This window comes from Streptomyces sp. NPDC005202 (genome assembly GCF_040608235.1).
Classification (GTDB): domain Bacteria; phylum Actinomycetota; class Actinomycetes; order Streptomycetales; family Streptomycetaceae; genus Streptomyces.
In genome coordinates this window covers 319104-339795 of the sequence record NZ_JBEXHW010000003.1, presented here as the reverse complement: position 1 = coordinate 339795, position 20692 = coordinate 319104, and the positions used below count along the sequence as shown (strand labels likewise).

Below are 20692 nucleotides of genomic sequence, written 5' to 3'. Positions count from 1 at the left end.
GGACCGGCCGCCGCGGACGTGGCCACGTCCCTGCAGACCACCGTCTACAACGCGGGCATCGCCGGAGGCTCGTTCACCGGCGGCCTCGCCCTGCAGTCCCTCGGCGCAGGAGCCCTGCCATGGACGGCGCTCCCGTTGGTGGCGGCCGCGCGGGCGATGGTGGCACTCGGCCGCCGGGACGCCTTCCCGGCCGCGCGCGGACGCCGAGGACCACAACCGGATGGCCTCCGGCGACTGCACCCGGCTCCCGGCACCCGGAGTTCGAGCCGGCCCGCTGGTCCGCCGCGCACTTGAGGAGCGTCTACGTCGCCTGGTCCGGGCAACTGGTCGTACGCCTGGGCGAGTTGGGGGTGCCCGCGCCTCCGGTTCGGGCTCTGCCGGTCAACGAGGTCGCCCCCCGGGGGGTGGTCGTGACGGGTCCGATGCCGGAGCTGGTGCCGGAGGCTGCCGAACTGCACCGCCGGTTCCACGCCACCGCGGAGCGCCGCTAACCGAGTTCTAGGGTCGTGACCCCGAAGACCCGCTCCTGTGCGTACGGCCGCACGGGTCCCGTGTACATGCGGGCCGTCTCGAAGGACGGGGTGAAGCCTGCTTCCTCGGCCAGGGCGACGCCCGCAGGGTTGGTCTCGGGCACGTCGATGGCGACCTCGCGGCCCTCGACGTCGGCGGTCAGCGCGGCGAACAGGGCCCGCGCGTCCTCGGCGGTGTCGGCGAACAACGGGCCGATGCGCAGCGAGTCGTGGCCGGGGCGCAGGACGCCGTAGCCGGTGACGCGTTCGCCGGCCCGGCGCACGAGGGCGCGGTGTCCCGGGGTGGTCAGCCAGTGGACCAGGAAGCGTGGACGCTCGGCGGGGTGGCAGGCAGCGTCGTACGCGGTGACGGCCTCCAGGTCCGCGGGCCGGACGGGCCGGACGTCGGCCGGCGCCTCGGCCGCGGGCGCCGGGCCCGTGAACCGGACGGTGCGATGAGCCGGTTCGAAGCCGGACTGGCGGTAGTTGTCCTGCTGGGCGACGACGCCGTCGAGGCCGATCGTGCGGTTTCCGGCGTGGGCCAGGGCGGTCTTCCAGGTGGTCAGGCCGTGGCCGCGGCCGCGCAGGTCCGGGCGGACGAGGTAGCAGCCCAGGAAGGCGAAGTCGGCACCGTGGTTGACGACCGAGATCGCCGAGACGGGGTCACCGCCGATGCGGCCCAGGAAGAAGCCGTCGGGGTCCTGGGCGAAGAAGGCCGGGCCGTCGCACAGCCCCGGGTTCCATCCCTCGTCCGCCGCCCACCCGCTGATCACCGGCCAGTCCTCGAGGGTGGCCTGCGTGACGACGAGGTCTTCGGAGGCCGCAGAGGCCATCGGTGCGCTCCATTCCGTGGGGGGTCGGGTGCGCGCAGCATCCTTCCGGATCATGCACGACCCCGCCACGGCGGGAACCAGCCGCGTGCAGCGCTCAACCCGCTACGGCGGCATCGCCCTGCTGCCGGAAGCACGCGGGAAGGGTGTCGGGACTGTCGGGACCGAAGAGCAGCGACAGTTGGTCCGCTACCTCATCGCGCACACCCCCGTGGTGCGGATCGAGGCGGACACCGAGGCCGAGAACATCGCGGAGCAACGTGCCCTGCAGAGGGCCGGGTTCACGCAGGAAGGCGTGCTGCGCGGCGTCGCGTTCCGGGACGGACAGTCAAGGGCGCGCACGTCCGCGGCCTCGGCAGGCTCAACGCGGCCCTGCCCGACCATCCGTACACCGCGTATCTGTGCAGACAGACCGACACCGCGTACAGCGCGGACCGTACCGCCCTCGACCAGTACGGGCTGCGCTGGTCGGGCCCGGTGGACCGGACCGACGCGGCCCGGCAGCAGAGCGCACTGGACCTGCTGAACGCCACGCCCTGACCCGGACCGCGGTGCACCGGGCGCGAGGGCCCCTCCGGTTCACGGACCCGGCGGGGCCTTGCGGCCGCGGTCGTGAGCCCGTGTCAGCGGGACGCCCCGGGGCGGAAGCGCCGGTACAGGACGGCTCCGCCGAGCACGAGTGCCGCGCCGGCGGCGACGGCGGGCACCGTCTGGTCCGTGCCGGTGTGGGCGAGGGACGCCTGTGTCCGCGGTGCGGGGTGCGGCATCGGCCTCGGCGCCGGGTGCGGCTTGGGCGGGGCGGCGGGCCGGGGCGCGGGCGGCGTGGAGTGGCGGGGGCGGTGGCCGGAGGTGTTCGTGGACGTGTTGCCGGCGGCCGGGTTGCCGACACCCACCACGTTCACGGTGTTGCCGCTGACGTTCACCGGGAGGTGCACCGGGAGCTGGATCCCGTTGCCGGAGAGCACGCCCGGTGAATCCTCTCCGCTGCCCTGTGCTGCCGCTCCCCCGGCTGACGTCGCCCGATCCCTCCCGGCGGACGCGTTGGCGCACCGGTTGCCCGCCGCGGGGTTGAGGAGCCCCACCACACTCACCGTGTTCCCGCACCCGTTCACCGGGGCGTGCACCGGGAGCTGGATGGTGTTGCCGGAGATCAGTCCGGGCGAGCCGGCCGCGGAGCCGTCCGCCGCGGAGTCGGCGTACACCGGCATCGTCACGGCCATCGCGCCAGAGGCGGCAGCGACGGCGATCACACCGTTTCGGGTAACCCGTTTCATAGGTTCCCTGCCTTCCAGACATGGTCGCGGGCGCTCGCCCGCACCGGGTAAAACGCCTGGCGAACCATCCGAGTTATGGCTAATCGGCCTTTCACTCCATCGAGCGGCCCGGTTATCGAACTACTCGTAAAACCGCCGCCGGGCCCGCGTTGTCTTCACGATGATCTTTCCATCAGTCATGTCAGCCACGTACGCGCTGAGCTGGCTGGATCATCGGCATCCAAGGGGTGTTCGGCGTCATAGGCACGCGGCATGTTCCTCACGTCGTTCCGCGCTGAACGAGCAACCCTGACCCAGGACCGGACAAGATGGGTGGTCGTCGGAGCCGACGACCACGCACTCCACCAGGAGGCCCGGCCAGCAGATCGGCCAGGTCGGCACCGGCGGGAAGGTCTTCGAGGAAGTCGGTGACCAGCAGCAGGACGCGCCCCGCGGTCACCGCCGTCTCCCGCCAGCCGGGCGGCAGGGGCGGGACGGGCCCGTGGCTGAACCGGGGATTGACCGGCGAGATGACGGTCAGCTCGTCCTTCTCCGGGTCGAGCCGTGCCGCCCAGCCCGGCGGCGCCTCGATCGTGCACATCTCCGGCCCCGTGGCCGGTATGCGCGGGAGCCTTTCCTCGTACCCCTGAATGAGCATGCAGGGCGAGCGGCCGCTCACCGCCGAGACGGACCGCCCCACCGAAGTGCTCACCACGAGGCCCGCGTAGGCCGCACCGTCGATCTCGGAGATGGTCGCGATGACCCGGGTGTCCTGTGAATTGCGCATGGTCCCCACCCCCCGATGGCACCGCGCACCCCCCAGGCGGCGACGCGTACGGTCTGGGGTGCACAACCGGTCCTGATCCGCCAGGAAGCCTCAAAGTCGTACACCGGGCGTAGGCCGCCGCGGCGGGGGCCATCGGTTTCACCCGTGCGTGGAGATAACGAGCCCGGGGCGGCAGTGTGCGGTACTCCTCGGGGCCGCTCGCCGGGAGGCGGGGCCCACGGGGTCCGCTTATGGTGATCGAGGGCGCTGGTCCCCGGTCCGCAGCGGAGCGTCCCCTGGAGGCATCGATGCTGGCCATGCTGTCGACGCGGTCCACGGCCCGGCGCTGTGCATGCGTGGGAGCCGTCACGCTGGCCCTGCTCGGCGCGGGGCTGCCGACGGCGGCCGCGGGTGGCGACCAGCCCGACCTGAGCCGGTTCTACCGCCAGAAGGTGACGTGGTCGGCGTGTGATGCGGACATGCCCAAGGACCTGCAGTGCGGGAAGGTCACCGTCCCCGTCGACTACGCCAGGCCCCGTGCGGCCACGCTGGACCTGGCGCTGGCCCGCTACCGGGCCACCGGACCGTCGCGGGGCTCGGTGCTGCTGAACTTCGGCGGACCCGGCGGCGCGGGCGTCCCGGTACTGGCGGCCGACGGCCGGGAGTTCATGGACCTGACCAACGGCTACGACGTGGTCACCTTCGATCCCCGGGGCGTGGGCAGGTCCTCCCCGGTCAGCTGCGGCCTGGGCTCCGACCAGGCCTCGGCGGCGCCGGACGGGAGCGTGGACCTCACCGGCGATCCGCAGGCCGCCCTCAAGCAGTGGCAGAAGATTGCGGCCGAGTGCGGCAAGCGCTCCGGGCCGGTCCTGGGGCACATAGGCACCGTCGACGCGGCGCGCGATCTCGACGTGATACGGCAGGCGCTCGGTGACAAGAAGCTCAACTACCTGGGCTTTTCCTACGGGACCCGGCTCGGCGCGGTGTACGCGGCCGAGTTCCCCGACAAGGTCGGGCGGCTTGCGTTCGACGGGGTGGACACGCTGACCGAGCCGCTGTCCGAGCAGGGTCTGGCGAACGCGGAGGGGCAGCAGACCGCGCTCGACGGCTTCCTCGACTGGTGTGTGCAGGACATCGCCTGCCCGTTCGGGCAGGACCGGCGTGCGGCCGGCGACCAGGTCCTGCGGCTCGTCCGCTCGCTCGACGAGAACCCGGTGCCCACTGACTTCGGCGGCCGGCTGTCCGGCCAGGACCTCGTGGGCGCCATCGGCCTGGCGCTCTACAGCAGGGCGATGTGGCCCTCCCTGGAGCGGGCCGTCGCCTCACTGATCGAGGATGGTGACACGCGCAGGATCGAGGCCTTCTCGCCCGGGGGTGTCGCCCTGCCCGTGCGGCAGGCGCACCAACGGTACGACGGCGGGCTCGTCGAGACGGCGGACGTCCCGCTGGACAACCTGCCCGCCGCGATGATGGCGATCAACTGCGCGGACGACCCCGACCGGCCCAGCGCCGAGCAGTTCACCAGGGACCTCGGCCGGCTGCGCGCCGAGTACGAGCAGGCCTCGCCCGTCTTCGGCCGGTACCGGCTCACCGAGCTGCTCATGTGCTACGGCCGCCCCAAGGGCACCGACTTCATCCGCGAGAAGGTGAAGGACCTCGACACGGCGAAGATGCTCCTGGTCGGCACCCGCGGTGACCCGGCAACCCCGTACCGCTGGACCGTGGAGACGGCGCAGCGGATCGGCTCGCCGGCCGTGGTGCTCGACAACAAGGGCGAGGGGCACACGGGATACGGGTCCTCCAAGTGCGTGCACCGCAAGGTGTACGACTTCCTGTTGTACGGCTCTCTGCCGGCCAGTGGCAGTTCGTGCCCGGCGGACGCGGCGGCGGATCCGAACGGGTGAGCCACCGACCGCGAACACCGCCAAGAAGCCGCAGAAGCGGCGCAAGCCGGTAACAGCACCAATCCAAATACAACCTGCCGCGCTCCCCGACCGTCACACTGTGCAGGCGCGTCCCGTCCGCGCCGCATCCGCACGTGACCGAAACAGGGGGAATCCACCGATGCGCATCCGCACCGCCGTCGCCGTACCGGCCGTCTCGGCCGCCGCCGCTGCTTTGCTGCTCTCCGCACCGCCCAGCCAGGCCGCCGCCCGCCCCGCCGTGTGCGCCGAGAAGCACCTGACGATCGAGGCCCGGGCCGCGTCCGCCGACCGGACCGTGGTGCGCGTCCGCGTCACCAACCACGGCGGCCGGACCTGCACCGTCGACCGCATCCCCACGGTCACCTTCGGGGACCTCGACGGCGCCGCCCTGCCGGTTCCCGCGGGTGAGAGCGGCCCGTACCGGGTCGGCCCGGGGAAGACGGCGTACGCGGGCGTGCGCACCGTCGCGGACCCGGCGGACCCCGAGGTCCGCCGGGTGGACGCGCTGACCGTGTCCGCGGACCCGTCCCGACCGGGCCGTGCGTTCACCGCGGCCGACCTGGGTACGGGGAACGCGATCCGGGTGTGGGAGCCGGTGACGACGTGGTGGCAGCCGTCGGCGGCCGCCGCGGACCGGGCGATCGGACTCAGCTGAGCACGATCTCCGGCCGGTAGAGGTCCAGCCACAGGGCCAGGTCGAGGGTCTTCTCCAGGCCGCTCCGCGCCGCCTGCGTGCTGACGGGGGCGTCGCGGAGCGCGGCGCGGCGCACCCGCTCCCGGTCGACGAGGTCGAAGACCGGGTGGCCGGGGCGGGCGAGCAGATCCTTGGCGTGATCCTGGAGGGCGACCGCGTACTTGGGGTCCTGGGTGGACGGGTAGGGGCTCTTGGCCCGGTCGTACACGGACTTCGGCAGGAGGTCCGCGGCCGCCTCCCTGAGCAGGCTCTTCTCCCGGCCGTCGAAGGACTTCAGGGACCAGGGCGCGTTGTAGACGTACTCGACGAGCCGGTGGTCGCAGAAGGGCACCCGGACCTCCAGGCCGACGGCCATGCTCATGCGGTCCTTGCGGTCGAGCAGGGCGCGGACGAAGCGGGTCAGGTGGAGGTGGCAGATCTGCCGCATCCGGTACTCGAAGTCGCTTTCGCCGTCGAGGCGGCGGACGCCGGAGACGGCGGTGCGATAGCCGTCGGCGATGTACGCCTCGAGGCCCAGGGCCCGGGTGAGGTCCGGGTGCAGGACGTCGCTGTCGTCCCCGAAGTCCCGGGTGTAGCGCACGAGCCAGGGGAAGGTGTCGGCGCGGCGCGCCTCCTCGTCGAAGAACTGCAGGTAGCCGCCGAAGACCTCGTCGGCGGACTCGCCGGACAGGGCGACGGTGGAGTGGTCGCGGATGGTCCGGAACAGCAGGTACAGCGAGGCGTCCATGTCGCCGAAGCCCATCGGCAGGTCGCGGGCCCGGATCACCTTCGCCCGTACGTCCAGGTCGGCGAGGGTCTGTGCGTCCAGGACGATGTCCTGGTGGTCGGTGTCCGCGGCGCGCGCCACGTCGTGCACGAACGGCGCGTCGGGGGTGGCGCGCAGGTCGTCGGCGACGAAGTGGTCGCTCTGGCCGACGAAGTCGACGGCGAAGCTGCGCACCTTCTCGCCGTGCTCGGCGAGCTGCCGGGCGGCGAGCGCGGTCATGGCGGAGGAGTCCAGGCCGCCGGAGAGCAGGGTGCAGCGCGGCACGTCGGCGACGAGCTGGCGGCGCACGATGTCGTCCAGGAGCGAGCGCACGGTGGCGATCGTGGTGGCGCGGTCGTCGGGGTGCGGCCGTGTCTCCAGCCGCCAGTAGGCACGGGTGTGCAGGCCTGTGCGGTCGACGGTGACGACGGTGCCGGGCTCGATCTCGTGCATGCCGTCCCACACGGCGTGTCCCGGGGTCTTGACGAAGGTGAACAGCTCGCGCAGGCCGTCGAGGCGGACCCGGGGGCGGGCCAGGGGGTTGGCGAGGATCGCCTTGGGCTCGGAGCCGAAGAGGACGCCGTCGGGGGTCGGGTGGTAGTAGAAGGGCTTGATGCCCATGCGGTCGCGGATCATGACGAGCCTGTCGTTGCGGCCGTCCCAGACGGCGAAGGCGTACATGCCGTTGAGCCGCTCGGCGACGGCGTCGCCCCACTCGAGGTAGCCGCGCAGGACGACCTCGGTGTCGGAGTCGGTGGTGAAGCGGTGGCCGCGCCCGGTGAGGTCGCTGCGCAGTTCCGTGAAGTTGTAGGTCTCCCCCGAGTAGACGAGCGCGACCGTCCCGTCCGGGGTGGTGGCGGTCATCGGCTGGCGGCCGCCGGGCAGGTCGATGATCGCGAGCCTGCGGTGCCCGAGGGCCGCGGGTCCCTCCGCCCAGGTGCCGCGGTCGTCGGGGCCGCGGCAGGCCATCGTCTCGGTCATTGCATCCAATGTCGCGGCCTCGTCACGCAGGTCGCGGTCGTAGGAGACCCAGCCGGTGATGCCGCACATGTGTTACCTCCTGCCGTCCGGCTGGCCGGAAGGGCCCGCTCACCTGCGCAGGGAGGGGTGGGACGCCGACGTCCGCCGAATCAGTTGTACCCAGCACCTATATGACGAGCGTGTGTCACGGCGGCGGAGCCGGTCAACGTGGCCGTAACCCGAACGGCCCCGCGGCCCCCGCACTTTCGGCCGGACTTTGCTCCCGGGAAATCCGCGGACCCGCCCCGCACCAGGCACGCCTCGTCAGGAATCAGCCAAGAGCAAAGATTTACCCAAGATGGGCGCGACCGGGGCACCGGCCCGTCGCAGGCCGTCCCGGCGGCGCCGGCCCTCAGTGCTCCACGGGTACCAGGGTCCACGGGTACCAGGGCTCCACGGGTACCAGGGCTCCACGGGTACCAGGGCTCCACGGGTACCAGGGCTCCACGGGTACCAGGGTCCACGGGTATCAGGGCTCCACGGGTATGGAGCGAGGCGGCGCGGTCAGAACGTGACCGGGTCCCGCACGATCGGGCACGTCATGCAGTGCCTGCCGCCCCGGCCCCGCCCGAGTTCGGCGCCCACGATGGTGATGACCTCGACGCCGCCTTGCGCAGCAGGGTGCTGGTCGGTCACCAGAGCGCGGTCGGCGAAGGTGAAGATTGGGCAGGCCGGCGACGATGACGTGCTCGGCGGCGCCGCCCTCGAACAGGGCCTTGGCGACCTGGGTGATGGCCTGGCGGGAGGTGCGTTCGCGCATACCCATCAGCACGACGCCGTTGCCGACGGACATGATGTCACCGCCCTCGAACGTCGCCTGCCCCCAGTCGAGTTCGGGGTCGCCCCACCACACGGTGCAGCCCGCGCAGTCGGGGTGGAAGGTGTAGATCGCCTTCATCAGGAGCGTCTCGTCGTGCCGGGCGGGCCAGTACAGCGGGTTGAGGGTGAGGCCGCCGTACAGCCAGCACGGGGTGTCGCGGGTGTAGAGGCGATCAGCGCGCCGGCCGCGCCGGTGGTGGTGAGCGTCGGCAGACCGAGCTTGGCGGCGGCAGGTGTCTCGAATATCGGATCCAGTTACCCCAAATGCCTGAATCGCGAAACGGTCCTATGGTTTTGTCATGGAGCACGACCTGAGTCCCGCGACCCTCGCCGAGCTGCGGCGCCCGCGCCCCTATCCCGCGGTCTCCGTGCTGACGCCGACACACCGCCGTGAACCCGACAACACCCAGGATCCGGTCCGGCTGCGCAATGTCGTGACCGAGGCCAAGAAGCAGCTGGAGACCGACCCGGCGGTATCCCGGGAGCGGCGCACCGACGTCGTCCGGCAGCTCGACCAGGCCCTGACCGAGGTGGACCTGGCGCACGCCGAGGACGGCCTGGTGATCTTCGCTGCTCCGGGCGAGCACCAGGTGTGGTCGCTGGCCCGGAGCGTGCCGGAGCGCGTGGTGCTCTCGGACACGTTCCTGACCCGCAACCTGGTCTCCGCGCAGGCCGCCGAGCGCCCGTTCTGGGTCCTGTCGGCCTCCGCCGACCGCGTCACGCTGTGGAGCGGCGGCGCCGACCGCGTCGCCGAGGACCGCATCGGCGGCTTCCCGCTGACCAGGAGACTCGTCGAGAACTTCGACGCCGAGCGCCAGGAGCGCATCGGCGACCTGCCGAGCACCTTCCGTGACGAGCGCACCCGCCAGTTCCTGCGGGAGGCGGACACCGCGATGAGCACGGTCCTGCGCGAGCACCCGCGCCCGCTGTACCTCACCGGCGAGCCGGTGGCGCTGTCCGCCCTCGACGAGGTCGGCAGTGTCACCAAGAACGCGGTGCACGTCCCGCACGGAGGCCTGGCGCACGGCACCCCCGAGGCCGTGTGGCACGCGATACGGCCGGTGCAGGAGGTGGAGGCCCGCAAGGCCGCCGCCGCCGTGGCCCGGGAACTGGAGACCGCCCGCGGCCGCCGGGAGTTCGCGGCCGGTGTCGACGAGGTGTGGCAGAACGCCCGGCAGGGCCGCGTCCGGCTGCTGGCCATTGAGGAGAACTACCGCGTGACGGTGCGCGACGACGCCGGCGACCACCTGGTCCCGGCCGAGAGCGGCGACCTCGACGCCCGCGAGGACATCGTGGACGAGATCGTCGAGCAGTGCCTGGAGACCGGGGCCAAGGTCCGCTTCGTCCCGGACGGCGCCCTGCGCGAGGCGCACGGGATCGCCGGAGTGCTGCGCTACTGAGGACACCCGAGCCGCTGCCCTTCCCCGAGGTCCTACGCTACGCCGGGACCGTCGGCGAAGAGGGAGTGCACACGTGGGTGACCTGCTGGGCGTGGCCGTGCTGGGTGCCGGACGCATGGGGGCCGATCACATACGACGTCTTGATCAGGTGGTGAGCGGTGCCAGGGTCGCCGCCGTGGCCGATCCGGACACCGCGCGGGCCGAGGAGGCCGTGGACGGGATCGAGGGAGTCTCGGTGCACGACGACGCCGTGGCCGCGCTCGACGCGCCCGGCGTCGACGCCGTCCTGATCGCGTCGCCCGGTCCCGCGCACGAGGAGGCTCTGCTCGCGGCCTTCGCACGCGGGCTGCCGGTGCTGTGCGAGAAGCCGATGGTGCCCGACCCCGCCGGGGCGCTGCGCGTGGTGGAGGCGGAGGCGCGGCTCGGGCGGCGGCTGGCGCAGACCGGGTTCATGCGGCGCTACGACGCCGAGTACCGGCGTCTGAAGTCCCTGCTGGAGAGCGGGCGGCTGGGGCGGCCGCTGATGCTGCACTGCACCCACCGCAACGTCTCCTCCCCGCCCCACTTCACCAGCGCCATGCTGATCAACAGCTCCGTCTCGCACGAGATCGACGCGGCCCGCTGGCTGCTCGGGCAGGAGCTCACCGCCGTGACCGTGCTGCGTCCCACGTCGTCGCAGGCCGCCCCCGACGGCCTGCTGGACCCGCAGTTCGTGGTCTTCGAGACCGAACACGGCGCCCTGGTCGACGTGGAGGTCTTCGTCAACTGCGGCTTCGGCTACCAGGTGCGCTGCGAGGCCGTCTGCGAGGCCGGCAGCGCCCGGATCGGCGACGACCACACCATGGTCGTCACCGCACGGGGCAGCGCCCAGCAGGACGTTCCACAGGACTACCTCGTGCGATTCGCCGACGCCTACGACCGCGAGGTGCGGGCCTGGGTCGACGCCACCCGGAAGGGCCGGGTCACCGGGCCCAGCGTGTGGGACGGCTACGCCGCCGCCGTCGTCGCCGAGGCCGGGGTCCGGGCGCTGGAGAGCGGTCGCCGGGTCGCCGTCGACCTCGCCCCGCGCCCGCACCTGTACGCCGAGGTCGGCCGCTGACAGTCGCCGGACGCCGCTGCGGTCCGAGACGGTGCACACCTGTGCGGGTGAGGCAGCGGTGAACGCGAGTCGACGCGGCCTGGGTTCGCCTGCCGTGCTGTGCTCAGACAGTGCCGAACAGCGCGCTCAGACCGCGGTCGACCGCCGCGCCGACGTCTTCCTGACCGGCCGCCACCACGGCGTAGCTGCGCAGCAGGAAGCGGCGCAGCGCCGGTGTGTCGAACTGCAGCAGGGCCAGGCCGAGCGTCGAGTGGAGCTCCAGCACCGTACGGGCCCGGCCGCACGGCCAGATCTGCACGTCCCCGCCCCCGGCCGGCTGCCGCAGCCCTTCCTCCAGCAGGACGCGGGAGAAGGTCCACGAGACCGCGTCCCCGTCGAGGGAGACCCCGGGCGGGAAGTCCAGGTGCACGGCCAGCGGGTCCGCGGAGGCGTAGCGCAGCGTGACGGGCACGGGGAGCGCCTGGTCGTCCGCGGTGATCAGGCGGGCGCGGGCGGGCTGCTCGAGCGTGATGTCCATGGTCGGTCTCCCCTGCGGGTCGGAGGGCGGCCGGTTGTGCCGTGTTGTTACGAGCCCGCGGATGCCGTTTGCATTACGCCGGAGCAGGAATCAATTGACGTGATCTGCGTCACTTGCATGCCGCCGAGGACTCACTCCCGGGCAGAGGGGAACAAAGAACCGTCGAACACCCGCCTGAATGACGACTCGACACCCCGGACTCTCCGTCAAGTCCCGTAGAGGGCGTACGACTTGACCCACCGGCCGCGTACGCCGAACGTGCTGCACAGTCGGTCCGCGAAGACTGTGGCATATGCCAAAAGCACCACCGTATCGTGTGTTGCCAAATCCCTTACAGGGCGTCGCGGGCTGTGCAACAGTCGTAACGGTCCCTCCGTCCGCCTTGGTCGTACCGTCCCCGCATCGGAGTGCGTCATGCCGTCCCACCTCTCCGCGGACCACCCACCCGCCCAGCCACCCGGGCGCGGCCCGGTCGACGCGCTGATCTCACAGGCGCGCCGGCTCAAGGGCGAGGTGGACGCCGTGCGACGGGACACGCAGGGCGACGGTGCGGACCCGCGGGGCCGGTGGGAGCGAGCACTGTACGACCTCGCCCTGCACCAACTCAACGACCTGGACGGGCACTTGGCGCAGCTGCGGGACGGCCCGCCGCCGGTGCCCGCGGCTCCCGAGGCGGTGCCCGCCGCCCCCGCCGAACCGGCCGGCCCCCCGCACGGCTCGCTGCTCAGCCGGGTCGGCAGCGCGGAGTGGAACCTGCTGACGGACGAGGCCAGTTGGTCCGGCGAGCTCTACCGGATCGTCGGCCGCGCCCCCGCCGCCCCACCGCTCACCCTCGACGAACTGCCCTCCCTGGTGCTCGACGAGGACCGGCCGAAGCTGACCGCGATGGTCACGGACTGCCTGGTCGACGCCAAGCCCATCGACGGGGAGTTCCGCATCGTGCGGCCCGACGGCGCGGTCCGCATGGTGCACATGATGGGCGAGCCCGTGCTCGACGCCGACGGCAGTACCGCCTCGATGTGGGCCGTGCTGCGGGACGTCAGCGAACTGCGCCGCAGCCAGCTGGCGGTGCGCGAGACCCGTGACTCGCTGCAGCACCACCGGCACCTCGCGCAGACCGAGCGCCGGCTCGCGGTCGAGTTGCAGGAAGCCGTGCTGCCGCCGTGGCGCGGCTCCCTGCGGCTCCCGCACCGGGGACGCCCGACGACCCTCGACCTGGCCGCCCGCTATCTGCCCTCCTCGACCAGCGCGCTGATCGGAGGCGACTGGTACGACGCCCTGGAGCTGTCCGACGGGGACACCCTGCTCAGCGTGGGCGACCTCACCGGGCACGGCCCGAGCGTGACCTCGGGCATGGCCATGCTGCTGGGCGCCCTGCGCGGCATGGCGATGGGGGGCACCGGGCCCGGACAGCTCATGGCGTGGCTCAACCAGCTGCTGGACGCCACCGTCCAGCCGGCCCTGGGTAGCGCCGTGTGCTGCCGCTACCGGCCCGCCGACCGCACCCTGCTCTGGGCGCAGGCAGGACACCCCGCCCCGCTGCTGTTCCGCGACGGGACGGGGCGCATGCTGGACGCACCGGACGGCGTCCTGCTCGGCGCCACCTCGGGTGCCGCCTACGGGCAGGCCGAGGAGACCCTCGAGGTGGGCGACCTTCTCCTGCTGCACACCGACGGGCTGGTGCCGCGGCACAGCGGAGCGGCTGCCGTGAACCGCCTGCTCGACCTGGCCCCGCGGTTCGGTGAGGCCCGCACGGCGCAGGACTGTGTACGGGCTGTCGTGGAGGAGTTCGGCGGGAGCGAGCGCGAGGACGACGCCTGCGTGCTCATCGCCAGGGTGACGTCGTAGGAACGGGCGGCAGTCAGGAGGAACGAGAAGGAGTCAGCGGCACAGACCCCCTATGTCTGTGCGCTACACCTGTGCGCCGGCGCCGCCCTTGCTCTTCGCCTTGGGCAGCGCCAGTCGGATCTCCTCCCGCAGTTCGTGGATCTTCGGGTAGGTGGCGTACTGGGCGGTGAGCCGGTACATCTGGCGCAGTCGGTCCCAGGTGCGGTGGGAGGAGTTGGAACCCATCGACACGAGGGCCAGTCGTGCGTACCGGTCCGCCTGTTCGGGGTCGTCCGCGATGAAGCAGGCGGAGGCCATCGACAGGAAGTCGAAGATCTTCGACCGCTGCCGGCCGTCGACCCGCAGGGCCAGGGCCTTCTCCGCGTAGTGCTGGGCGTGCACGGCCGCGCCGGGCTCGAACTCCGCCAGCGTGCGGTAGGCCAGGGCCTGCATGCCGTACAGGTCCTCCTCCTTGAACGTCTGCATCCAGTCCGGTGGTTCCACGTCGCCCTTGTCGGAGACGAAGAGGTCCTCCGCCTGTCCGAGGGTGCGGCGCATGGCCTGGCCCTTGCCCATCGACGCCTCGGCCCAGGCCTCGATGGTGTAGAGCATCGCCTTGGTGCGCGGCAGCACCTGCTCACCCGAACCGGACTGGGCGAGCTTCATCAGGTCCAGCGCGTCGTCGGGCCGCTCCAGGTGCACCATCTGGCGCGCCGCGCGGGAAAGCGCCTCGCCCGCGCGGGGCCGGTCACCGCCCTCCCGCGCGGCGTGGGCGGCGATGAGGAAGTACTTCTGGGCCGTGGGTTCCAGGCCGACGTCGTGCGACATCCAGCCCGCGAGGACGGCGAGGTTGGCGGCGACGCCCCACAGGCGCCGCTGCAGGTGGGGTGGGTGACGGTAGGCGAGCATGCCGCCCACTTCGTTGAGCTGGCCCACCACCGCCTTGCGCTGCAGCCCGCCACCGCGGGCCGCGTCCCAGGCTCGGAACACCTCGACCGAGCGCTCCAGTTCCTCGATCTCCTGCGACCCGATGGGGGCGGCCTCGTAGCGGTCGAACCCAGCGGGGTCGGCGTGCAGGGGGTTGTCGAGGTCGGGAGCGTCGGCCTTCAGTGTCGGATCGGTGTGCAGCCAGTCGTACATGGCGCTGCTGAGTGCGGATCCCGCGGCGAGCGCGGCGCCCGCGCCCACCAAGCCGCGTCGGTTGAGCATGAGGTCCATTCCCGTGAATTCGGTGAGGACCGCGGCGGTCCGCTCGGGCGCCCACGGCACTCCGTCGGGATGTTCCGCACTCCCGCCGCCCTGCCGTTTCCCCGTACGCCCGTGCCGCACCAGACCGAGGTCCTCGATGGTCACGACACGGCCGAGACGCTCGGTGAACAGGGCCGCCAGCACCCGCGGCACGGGATCGCGCGGGATCTCTCCCGTGTCGATCCAACGCCGCACCCGGGAGGTGTCGGTCGCCAGCTGGGGGTGGCCCATGGCCGCCGCCTGCCGGTTGACCAGCCTCGCGAGTTCTCCCTTGGACCAGCCGGCCAGGCCGAACAGGTCCGCAAGACGGGTGTTGGTTTGTCCTGTCACGTCAAGCCCCCAGGTACTCGGCTGAGTTGACAGTAGCCCCGGGGTGAGTTGCCGGGCGACTATTCGCCAGGGTTCGCCAGGGTGCGCCAGATGGTCTGCCACTGGGCATCGGGTGTCAGGTAGGAACGCGCCACCCCGACCCGGTCGCCGAGGGACATTCCCCAGGGTGCACCCGGGCGGCCGGGCCGGGCAGCGCACTGACGTCGCAGGCACACGAAGGGATCTGTCTCGCCCATGTACGCAGCATCGTCCTCCGTGTCCGCCCCGCCCCGGTCGCTGCGTCCCCACCCGGGCGCCGGCGGCCCCTACCTCGACCCCGCGCGTCCGGCGGCCCCCGTGGTCGGTGCAGGCCGGACGCGGCGCGCCGCGGGGCTCGGCACGCAACCGCTCAGCGGGAGACTCGACTTGTCCGGCCCTCAGGGCGCCCAGCTGCGCACGGCGCTCGCCTCGGTGCACCGGATCTGTCCGGAGTTCGCTCCGGTGCAGGTGCTGCGTCGCAGCGGGCGGTCCGTGCTCCTGGTCGGTACGATCGGACGCAGCACGGCCGTCGCCAAGTGTTTACTGGGCCACTCCCCCGCGTGGGCCGAGCGGTACCGGCACGAGATAGCGGCATACCGCTCGTTCGTCCGGCACCGGCCGCCGGTCCGGGTGCCCCGGCTGATCGCGGCGGACCCGGACAACTGCACACTGGTGATCGAGCGCATGCCGGGCCGGGTGGCGGCGCTCCAGCGGCACCCGGCGGAGGTCCCGCCGCGGGCGGACATCAAGGCGGCCCTCGGCGCGATCTGCCGGCTGAACGCCTGGCGCCCCCCGGCGGGTACGTTCGACGCGCCGTTGGACTACGCCGCCCGTATCTCGCGGTACCACGAGCTGGGCCTGCTCACCGACCGGGACATGGGCGACCTGCAGAAGCTGCTGCACGGCATCGCGCACGCGGCGGGCCGGCAGGGCATGGGCCAGTTCTGCCACGGCGACGCACTGCTCGCGAACGTCCTGCTCTCACCGGCCGGTCCAGTGCTGGTGGACTGGGAGCACGCGGGCTGGTACCTGCCAGGCTACGACCTGGCCACCCTGTGGGCGGTCCTCGGGGACGTGCCGGTGGCACGACGGCAGATCAGCCAGCTCGCCCAGTCGGCGGGGCCGGCGGCGCGCGACGCGTTCCTGGTGAACCTGATGCTCGTGCTGACCCGGGAGATCCGCACGTACGAGACGGCCGTGCAGCGCTCCATGCACGACGCGGCCCCGGCGGCACCGGGCACGGCCCATCCGGGTGCTGCGCCGTCCGGCGAGGAACAGCGGCTGCTGCTGCGGCGGCTGCACGACGACTGCCAACTGGCCCGGCGGGCCGTGCGCGCGGCGGTCGGCACTCGCTGACGGGGACAACGGTCCGCGGCGCGTCCGCCGAGAGCGGCGCACCGCGGACCGTTGTCGTGTCCCTCTTCCGAAAGGACCCGTTGTAGGGGCCATTGGTGTACGCCACTGACGCCCCGCAGGCCCGGGGGGGCGCCGCCACGAAACTCGCCGGGACGCCGCTTGACATGGGAAATCTCCTATCTGTGGGCATGATTGACGGATCGTCGGCAAGCCGGTACCACTGATCCACGCCGACCCCGCACGCCCCGTCACGCCCGAGTGCCCCCCAGGAGGCTGCATTGCGAGGATCCGCCACCGACCCCAGACCCGTGCCGGGCCGCAGACGTGCGCGCAGAACGGCGGGCGCCCTCGCCTCCGCGGCCCTGCTGCTGCCGCTGCTGGGCGCCGCCCCGTCCGGCAGCGCCGCCGGGTCCGACGCCGGCCGGCTGCAGCGGGCGTTCACCGCGGCGGCCGCCGAGTACCACGTGCCGCTCGGCGTCCTGATGGGCGTCTCCTACCTCCAGTCCCGCTGGGACGGGCACGGCGGCGCGCCGAGCGTGACCGGCGGCTACGGCCCGATGCACCTCACGGACGCGCACACGGCGCTCAGCCGGGCACCGCACCACAGCGAGGGCAGCGAGGACGCGCGCGGCGACGGCGCCCGCGCCGCCCTGCACCCCGACCCGAAGGTGCCGGACGACTCCGCGCTCCCGGCCCGGCTGAAGACGCTGACGAAGGCGGCGGCGCTCACCGGCATCCCGGCCGAGCGGCTGCGCGCGGACGAGGCCGCGAACGTGGCGGGCGGTGCGGCGCTGCTGGCCGCCGCACAGAAGGAGCTGGGCGAGCCGCTGAGCGACGATCCGGCGGACTGGTTCGCGGCGGTGGCCGAGTTCTCCGGCGCGGACGACACGGCGTCGGCGGCGTCGTACGCGAACGACGTGTACGACGTGATCCGCTCCGGTGAGCAGCGCACCACGGACACCGGACAGCGGATGGTCCTGGCCGCCCGGCCCCACCTCACCCCCGACACCGCCCAGCTGAGGCGGGCGGGGCTGCGCACCGTCTCCGCGGCCGGCACGGAGTGCCCCGCCTCGGTGTCGTGCGAATGGATTCCCGCCCCGTACGAGGAGTTCGGCGACAACGACTACGGCAACCACGACCTGGGGGACCGGCCGGCGTCGCAGAGCATCCGGTACATCGTCATCCACGACACGGAAGGACGCTGGGACGGCGTCCTGAATCTGGTCCAGGACCCGACCTACGTGTCGTGGAACTACACGCTGCGCTCCACGGACGGGCACATCGCCCAGCACGTGAAGGCGAAGGACGTGGCGTGGCACGCGGGCAACTGGTACGTCAACGCCAAGTCGATCGGCCTGGAGCACGAGGGCTTCCTCGCCTCGCCGGACGCCTGGTTCACGGAGGCGATGTACCGCGCGTCGGCGCGGCTGGTGAAGTACCTCGCCGGGAAGTACGGCATTCCGCTGGACCGGCAGCACATCATCGGCCACGACAACGTTCCGGGCCCGACCGCCTCGACCATTCCCGGCATGCACACCGACCCGGGCCCCTACTGGGACTGGCGGCACTACTTCGAGTTGCTGGGCCGCCCCTTCGAGCCCACCGCCGGCAAGAACGGCGGGCTGGTGACGATCCGCCCGGACTACGCGTCCAACCGGCCGGAGTACACGGGCTGCTCCACCGGCGGCGAGCCGTGCGCGGCGCACGGCTCCAGCGAGGTGCGGCTGTACTCGCAGCCCGACACGTCCTCGCCACTGATCAAGGACATCGGCCTCAGGCCGGGCGGCAACGACTCGACGATCGACGTGAATGACGTGGGCTCACGGGCCGCCACCGGGCAGCAGTACGCGGTCGCCGGCCGTCAGGGCGACTGGACGGCGATCTGGTACCTGGGCCAGAAGGCCTGGTTCCAGAACCCGGCCAAGCATCCGACGGCGGTGGACGCGGCGGGCCTCGTGGTGACGCCCAAGGCGGGCGTGGACAGCGTGCCGGTGTACGGCCGCGCGTACCCGGAGAAGGAGGCCTATCCGGCGGACGTGCCCGCCCAGTCGGTGACGCCACTGCCGTACAAGCTGCTCGCGGGCCAGAAATACGTGGTCGGCGACAAGGTGCCGGGCGAGTACTTCTACGCGGTCACCTTCACCACGGACTCGCACCGGGTCGTGGTCGGCAAGGACCTCTACTACGAGATCCAGTTCGGCCACCGGGTGGAGTTCGTGCGGGCCGCGGACGTGCGGGTGGTGCCGTCGGCCGCGTAGCGGTCGGACGGCCGATGGGCTGGCCCCGGCGGGGGCCGGCCCTTCGGATGCCGGTCGGTCAGCCCTGCTGGAAGAGCTCGGCGGGCAGCGGCTTGAGCAGGGCGTACAGGTCGTCGGTGATCGGACGGTCCCAGGCGGCGATGGTGACCAGGACGCCGTCGCTGCGGTCGAACTGCACGCAGGAGATCCGGCTCTCGGAGAGCTTCAGGCGGCGCACGATCAGGAGGTTGTCGCCCTGCAGCACCGGCATGTCCTCGACGCCGACGACGGTGACCTCCTCGTCGTTCTCCAGGGCCAGCAGCAGCTGGGCCACCTCGAAGGGGACCTCCCCCTCGGCGACGTCACGGGCCGGGGAGCCCTCCGGCAGATTGCCGATGATCATCGCAGTACCGCGGCCGCCGAACAGGTCGTAGCGCAGGAACACGCCCTGGCAGGTGCCGTCGGGCGCGGGCAGCAGCCCGGCTCCGAGATTGCCGGGCCAGTCGCCCGGGTCCATGGCCAGTACGTCGAAGTCGGGCCCGGCGGGCGTGGCACTGCGGCGACGGAGGAACGACATGCGGCCATGGTACGTGCCCGTGCCTGCCGTGTGACGTGCGGGCACCGACCAATCGGGCGCGGTCCCGAACGGTGTTCGGTGACGGCAGACGGCAGACCGTCCCCGGAGCCGGCCCTCCGCGCTTGCGGCCGCGGCTCGCCCGGGTCATGGCTCGGTCGCCGGGAGGCGGACGACCACGCGTGCGCCCGGGGCGTTGTCCTCGATGCGGGTGCTGCCGTGGTGGGCCGTGACGATGTCGCGGACGATGGCGAGGCCGAGTCCGCTGCCCCCGGTGTCCCGGGCTCGGGCGTCGTCCAGGCGGGTGAAGCGGTCGAAGACACGCTCCCGGTCGGCCGCGGGGATGCCGGGGCCGTCGTCGGCGACGACCAACTCCGCGGTGCCGTCCAGGACGCCGAGGCGTACGTCGATCCGGCCGGCCGCGTACCGGGTCGCGTTGTCCAGCAGATTGCGCACGACGCGGGCGAGGATCTCGGCGTCGCCGTGCACGCGTGCCGCGCCGACGCCGTGCTGGTCGATGACGAGGGGCGCGTGCCGGCGGGCGCGGCGGACCTCGCCGAAGACGATCTCGTCCAGGTCGACGAGGCGTTTGCGCAGCCGGGGCCGTGCGTCGAGGCGCGCCAGTCGGACGAGGTCGTCGACGAGCCGGGAGAGCCGTTCGCTCTCCTCGAGCAGGGCGGGCGCGCGGGTGGCCCAGTCGGCGGAGCCGGGATGCCGGACAGCGACCTCCAGTTGGGCGTGCAGACCGCTGAGCGGACTGCGCAGTTCGTGGGCGGCGTCCGCGACGAACCGGCGCTGGCGCCCGGTTGCGGTCTCCAGCCGGGCGAGCAGGTCGTTGAGGGTCCTCGCGAGCCGCCCCAGGGCGTCGTCCGCGGGTGACACGTCGAGCCGGCGGCCCAGGTCGGAGGCGCTGATCTCGGCGGTCTGCGCGCGCATGGCCTCCACGGGGCGCAGTGCGCGTCCGGTCAGCAGCCAGACGACGCCGGTGGTTGCGGCGACGGCCGCCGGGACGACGATGGTCAGGCCCAGGACGAGCTGGCCCAGGCTGTGGTCCACGTCCGAGGTGGGCACGGCGACGTAGACGGTCACCGGGTCGCCGCGGGTCCCCGCGGTGATGCCCACGGCGCGCCAGGTCCCGTCCTCGCCCAAGGGCAGATTGTGGACCGTGCGCGCCCGGGGCGTGTCGGAGGACGTGCCGGGGAAGGTGAACAGCGCGGGCTCGCCGTCGACGTTCGTGGAGCTCGACCGCACGCTGCCCTTCGCGTCGATGATCTGCACGGCCGTTTCGCCGCTGGCGGAGGCCGGCAGTGTGGCGGTGAGCCGTCCGCCGTCGACGCCCGCGGCGATGACCTGGGCGCGTTGCACGGCCGTCTGGTCGAGTCCGTCGATGAGGCTGGAGTGCAGCCAGGCGACCAACAGCACGGCGGCACCGGCCAGTGCCGCCGCGGTCATCACCACCGCCGCGGCGGTCAGCCTGAGACGCAGCGAGCGGTGGGCCCACCACGCCAGGACACGGACGCGCATG

15 protein-coding genes and 3 pseudogenes are annotated in these 20692 nt (G+C 72.5%); 9 read left to right on the top strand and 9 right to left on the bottom strand.

Annotated elements, in window-relative coordinates; genetic code table 11:
- Window positions 1-202: 202 nt before the first annotated feature.
- Window positions 203-491, top strand: a pseudogene (locus tag ABZV31_RS08250) (nucleoside deaminase); the annotation flags it as partial.
- Here the strand turns inward: ABZV31_RS08250 and ABZV31_RS08245 are convergent.
- Complete coding sequence (locus ABZV31_RS08245) at window positions 488-1342, bottom strand: GNAT family N-acetyltransferase (RefSeq protein WP_355889788.1); 855 nt, start codon at window positions 1340-1342, stop codon at window positions 488-490. The pseudogene ABZV31_RS08250 and the gene ABZV31_RS08245 sit on opposite strands and share 4 nt — an antisense overlap.
- 327 nt (window positions 1343-1669) lie before the next feature.
- On the opposite strand from ABZV31_RS08245, the pseudogene ABZV31_RS08240 reads away from it, so the two are divergent.
- Window positions 1670-1879 (top strand): annotated as a pseudogene (locus ABZV31_RS08240) (glycosyl hydrolase); the annotation flags it as partial.
- Window positions 1880-1962: 83 nt separating this feature from the next.
- Here ABZV31_RS08240 and ABZV31_RS08235 read toward each other — a convergent pair.
- Together ABZV31_RS08235 and ABZV31_RS08230 are read right to left on the bottom strand one after the other, a co-directional pair.
- Window positions 1963-2613 (bottom strand): chaplin, encoded by a 651-nt coding sequence (locus ABZV31_RS08235; RefSeq protein ID WP_355889785.1) that lies wholly within the window; start codon window positions 2611-2613, stop codon window positions 1963-1965.
- Window positions 2614-2872: 259 nt separating this feature from the next.
- A complete protein-coding gene (locus ABZV31_RS08230; RefSeq protein ID WP_355889782.1) occupies window positions 2873-3379 on the bottom strand; it encodes a hypothetical protein in 507 nt (168 codons plus the stop codon).
- A 287-nt stretch (window positions 3380-3666) separates the two neighbouring features.
- Between ABZV31_RS08230 and ABZV31_RS08225 the strand changes: the two genes are divergently transcribed.
- Together ABZV31_RS08225 and ABZV31_RS08220 are read left to right on the top strand one after the other, a co-directional pair.
- Complete coding sequence (locus tag ABZV31_RS08225) at window positions 3667-5262, top strand: alpha/beta hydrolase (protein ID WP_355889779.1); 1596 nt, start codon at window positions 3667-3669, stop codon at window positions 5260-5262.
- A gap of 160 nt (window positions 5263-5422) precedes the next feature.
- Window positions 5423-5938 carry a DUF4232 domain-containing protein gene (locus ABZV31_RS08220; protein WP_355889776.1) on the top strand — a complete coding sequence of 172 codons (516 nt, stop codon included), beginning with the start codon at window positions 5423-5425 and terminating at the stop codon, window positions 5936-5938.
- Here the strand turns inward: ABZV31_RS08220 and asnB are convergent.
- Entirely contained in the window at window positions 5931-7772 is a 1842-nt protein-coding gene (gene asnB / locus ABZV31_RS08215; protein WP_355889773.1) for an asparagine synthase (glutamine-hydrolyzing), read from the bottom strand. The two genes, ABZV31_RS08220 and asnB, sit on opposite strands and share 8 nt — an antisense overlap.
- Window positions 7773-8246: 474 nt before the next feature.
- Window positions 8247-8736 (bottom strand): annotated as a pseudogene (locus ABZV31_RS08210) (arginine deiminase family protein); the annotation flags it as partial.
- 124 nt (window positions 8737-8860) lie between these two features.
- Between ABZV31_RS08210 and ABZV31_RS08205 the strand changes: the two are divergent.
- On the top strand, window positions 8861-9961 hold the full coding sequence (locus ABZV31_RS08205; protein ID WP_355889770.1) for a chemotaxis protein: 1101 nt from the start codon (window positions 8861-8863) through the stop codon (window positions 9959-9961).
- Between the two features lie 73 nt (window positions 9962-10034).
- Window positions 10035-11060, top strand: coding sequence for a Gfo/Idh/MocA family oxidoreductase (locus tag ABZV31_RS08200; protein WP_355889769.1), 1026 nt, complete (start codon window positions 10035-10037; stop codon window positions 11058-11060).
- A 103-nt stretch (window positions 11061-11163) separates the two neighbouring features.
- On the opposite strand, the gene ABZV31_RS08195 is transcribed toward ABZV31_RS08200, so the two are convergent.
- Window positions 11164-11577: an SsgA family sporulation/cell division regulator gene (locus tag ABZV31_RS08195; protein ID WP_355889766.1), complete on the bottom strand. Its 414-nt coding sequence runs from the start codon at window positions 11575-11577 to the stop codon at window positions 11164-11166.
- A 414-nt stretch (window positions 11578-11991) separates the two neighbouring features.
- Here ABZV31_RS08195 and ABZV31_RS08190 point away from each other — a divergent pair, with 414 nt between their 5' ends.
- On the top strand, window positions 11992-13425 hold the full coding sequence (locus ABZV31_RS08190; RefSeq protein ID WP_355889763.1) for a SpoIIE family protein phosphatase: 1434 nt from the start codon (window positions 11992-11994) through the stop codon (window positions 13423-13425).
- Between the two features lie 63 nt (window positions 13426-13488).
- On the opposite strand, the gene ABZV31_RS08185 is transcribed toward ABZV31_RS08190, so the two are convergent.
- A complete protein-coding gene (locus ABZV31_RS08185) occupies window positions 13489-14982 on the bottom strand; it encodes a hypothetical protein (protein ID WP_355889761.1) in 1494 nt (497 codons plus the stop codon).
- A gap of 234 nt (window positions 14983-15216) precedes the next feature.
- On the opposite strand from ABZV31_RS08185, the gene ABZV31_RS08180 reads away from it, so the two are divergent.
- Window positions 15217-16356 carry an aminoglycoside phosphotransferase family protein gene (locus ABZV31_RS08180; RefSeq protein WP_355889759.1) on the top strand — a complete coding sequence of 380 codons (1140 nt, stop codon included), beginning with the start codon at window positions 15217-15219 and terminating at the stop codon, window positions 16354-16356.
- 278 nt (window positions 16357-16634) lie between these two features.
- Entirely contained in the window at window positions 16635-18614 is a 1980-nt protein-coding gene (locus ABZV31_RS08175) for an N-acetylmuramoyl-L-alanine amidase (RefSeq protein ID WP_355889756.1), read from the top strand.
- Window positions 18615-18672: 58 nt separating this feature from the next.
- Here ABZV31_RS08175 and ABZV31_RS08170 read toward each other — a convergent pair whose 3' ends face one another.
- The gene (locus ABZV31_RS08170) at window positions 18673-19170 is read right to left on the bottom strand and encodes a hypothetical protein (RefSeq protein WP_355889753.1); all 498 of its coding nucleotides are present in this window, start codon (window positions 19168-19170) and stop codon (window positions 18673-18675) included.
- Window positions 19171-19314: 144 nt separating this feature from the next.
- Window positions 19315-20691, bottom strand: coding sequence for an ATP-binding protein (locus tag ABZV31_RS08165; RefSeq protein ID WP_355889750.1), 1377 nt, complete (start codon window positions 20689-20691; stop codon window positions 19315-19317).
- Between the last annotated feature and the right edge of the window lies 1 nt (window position 20692).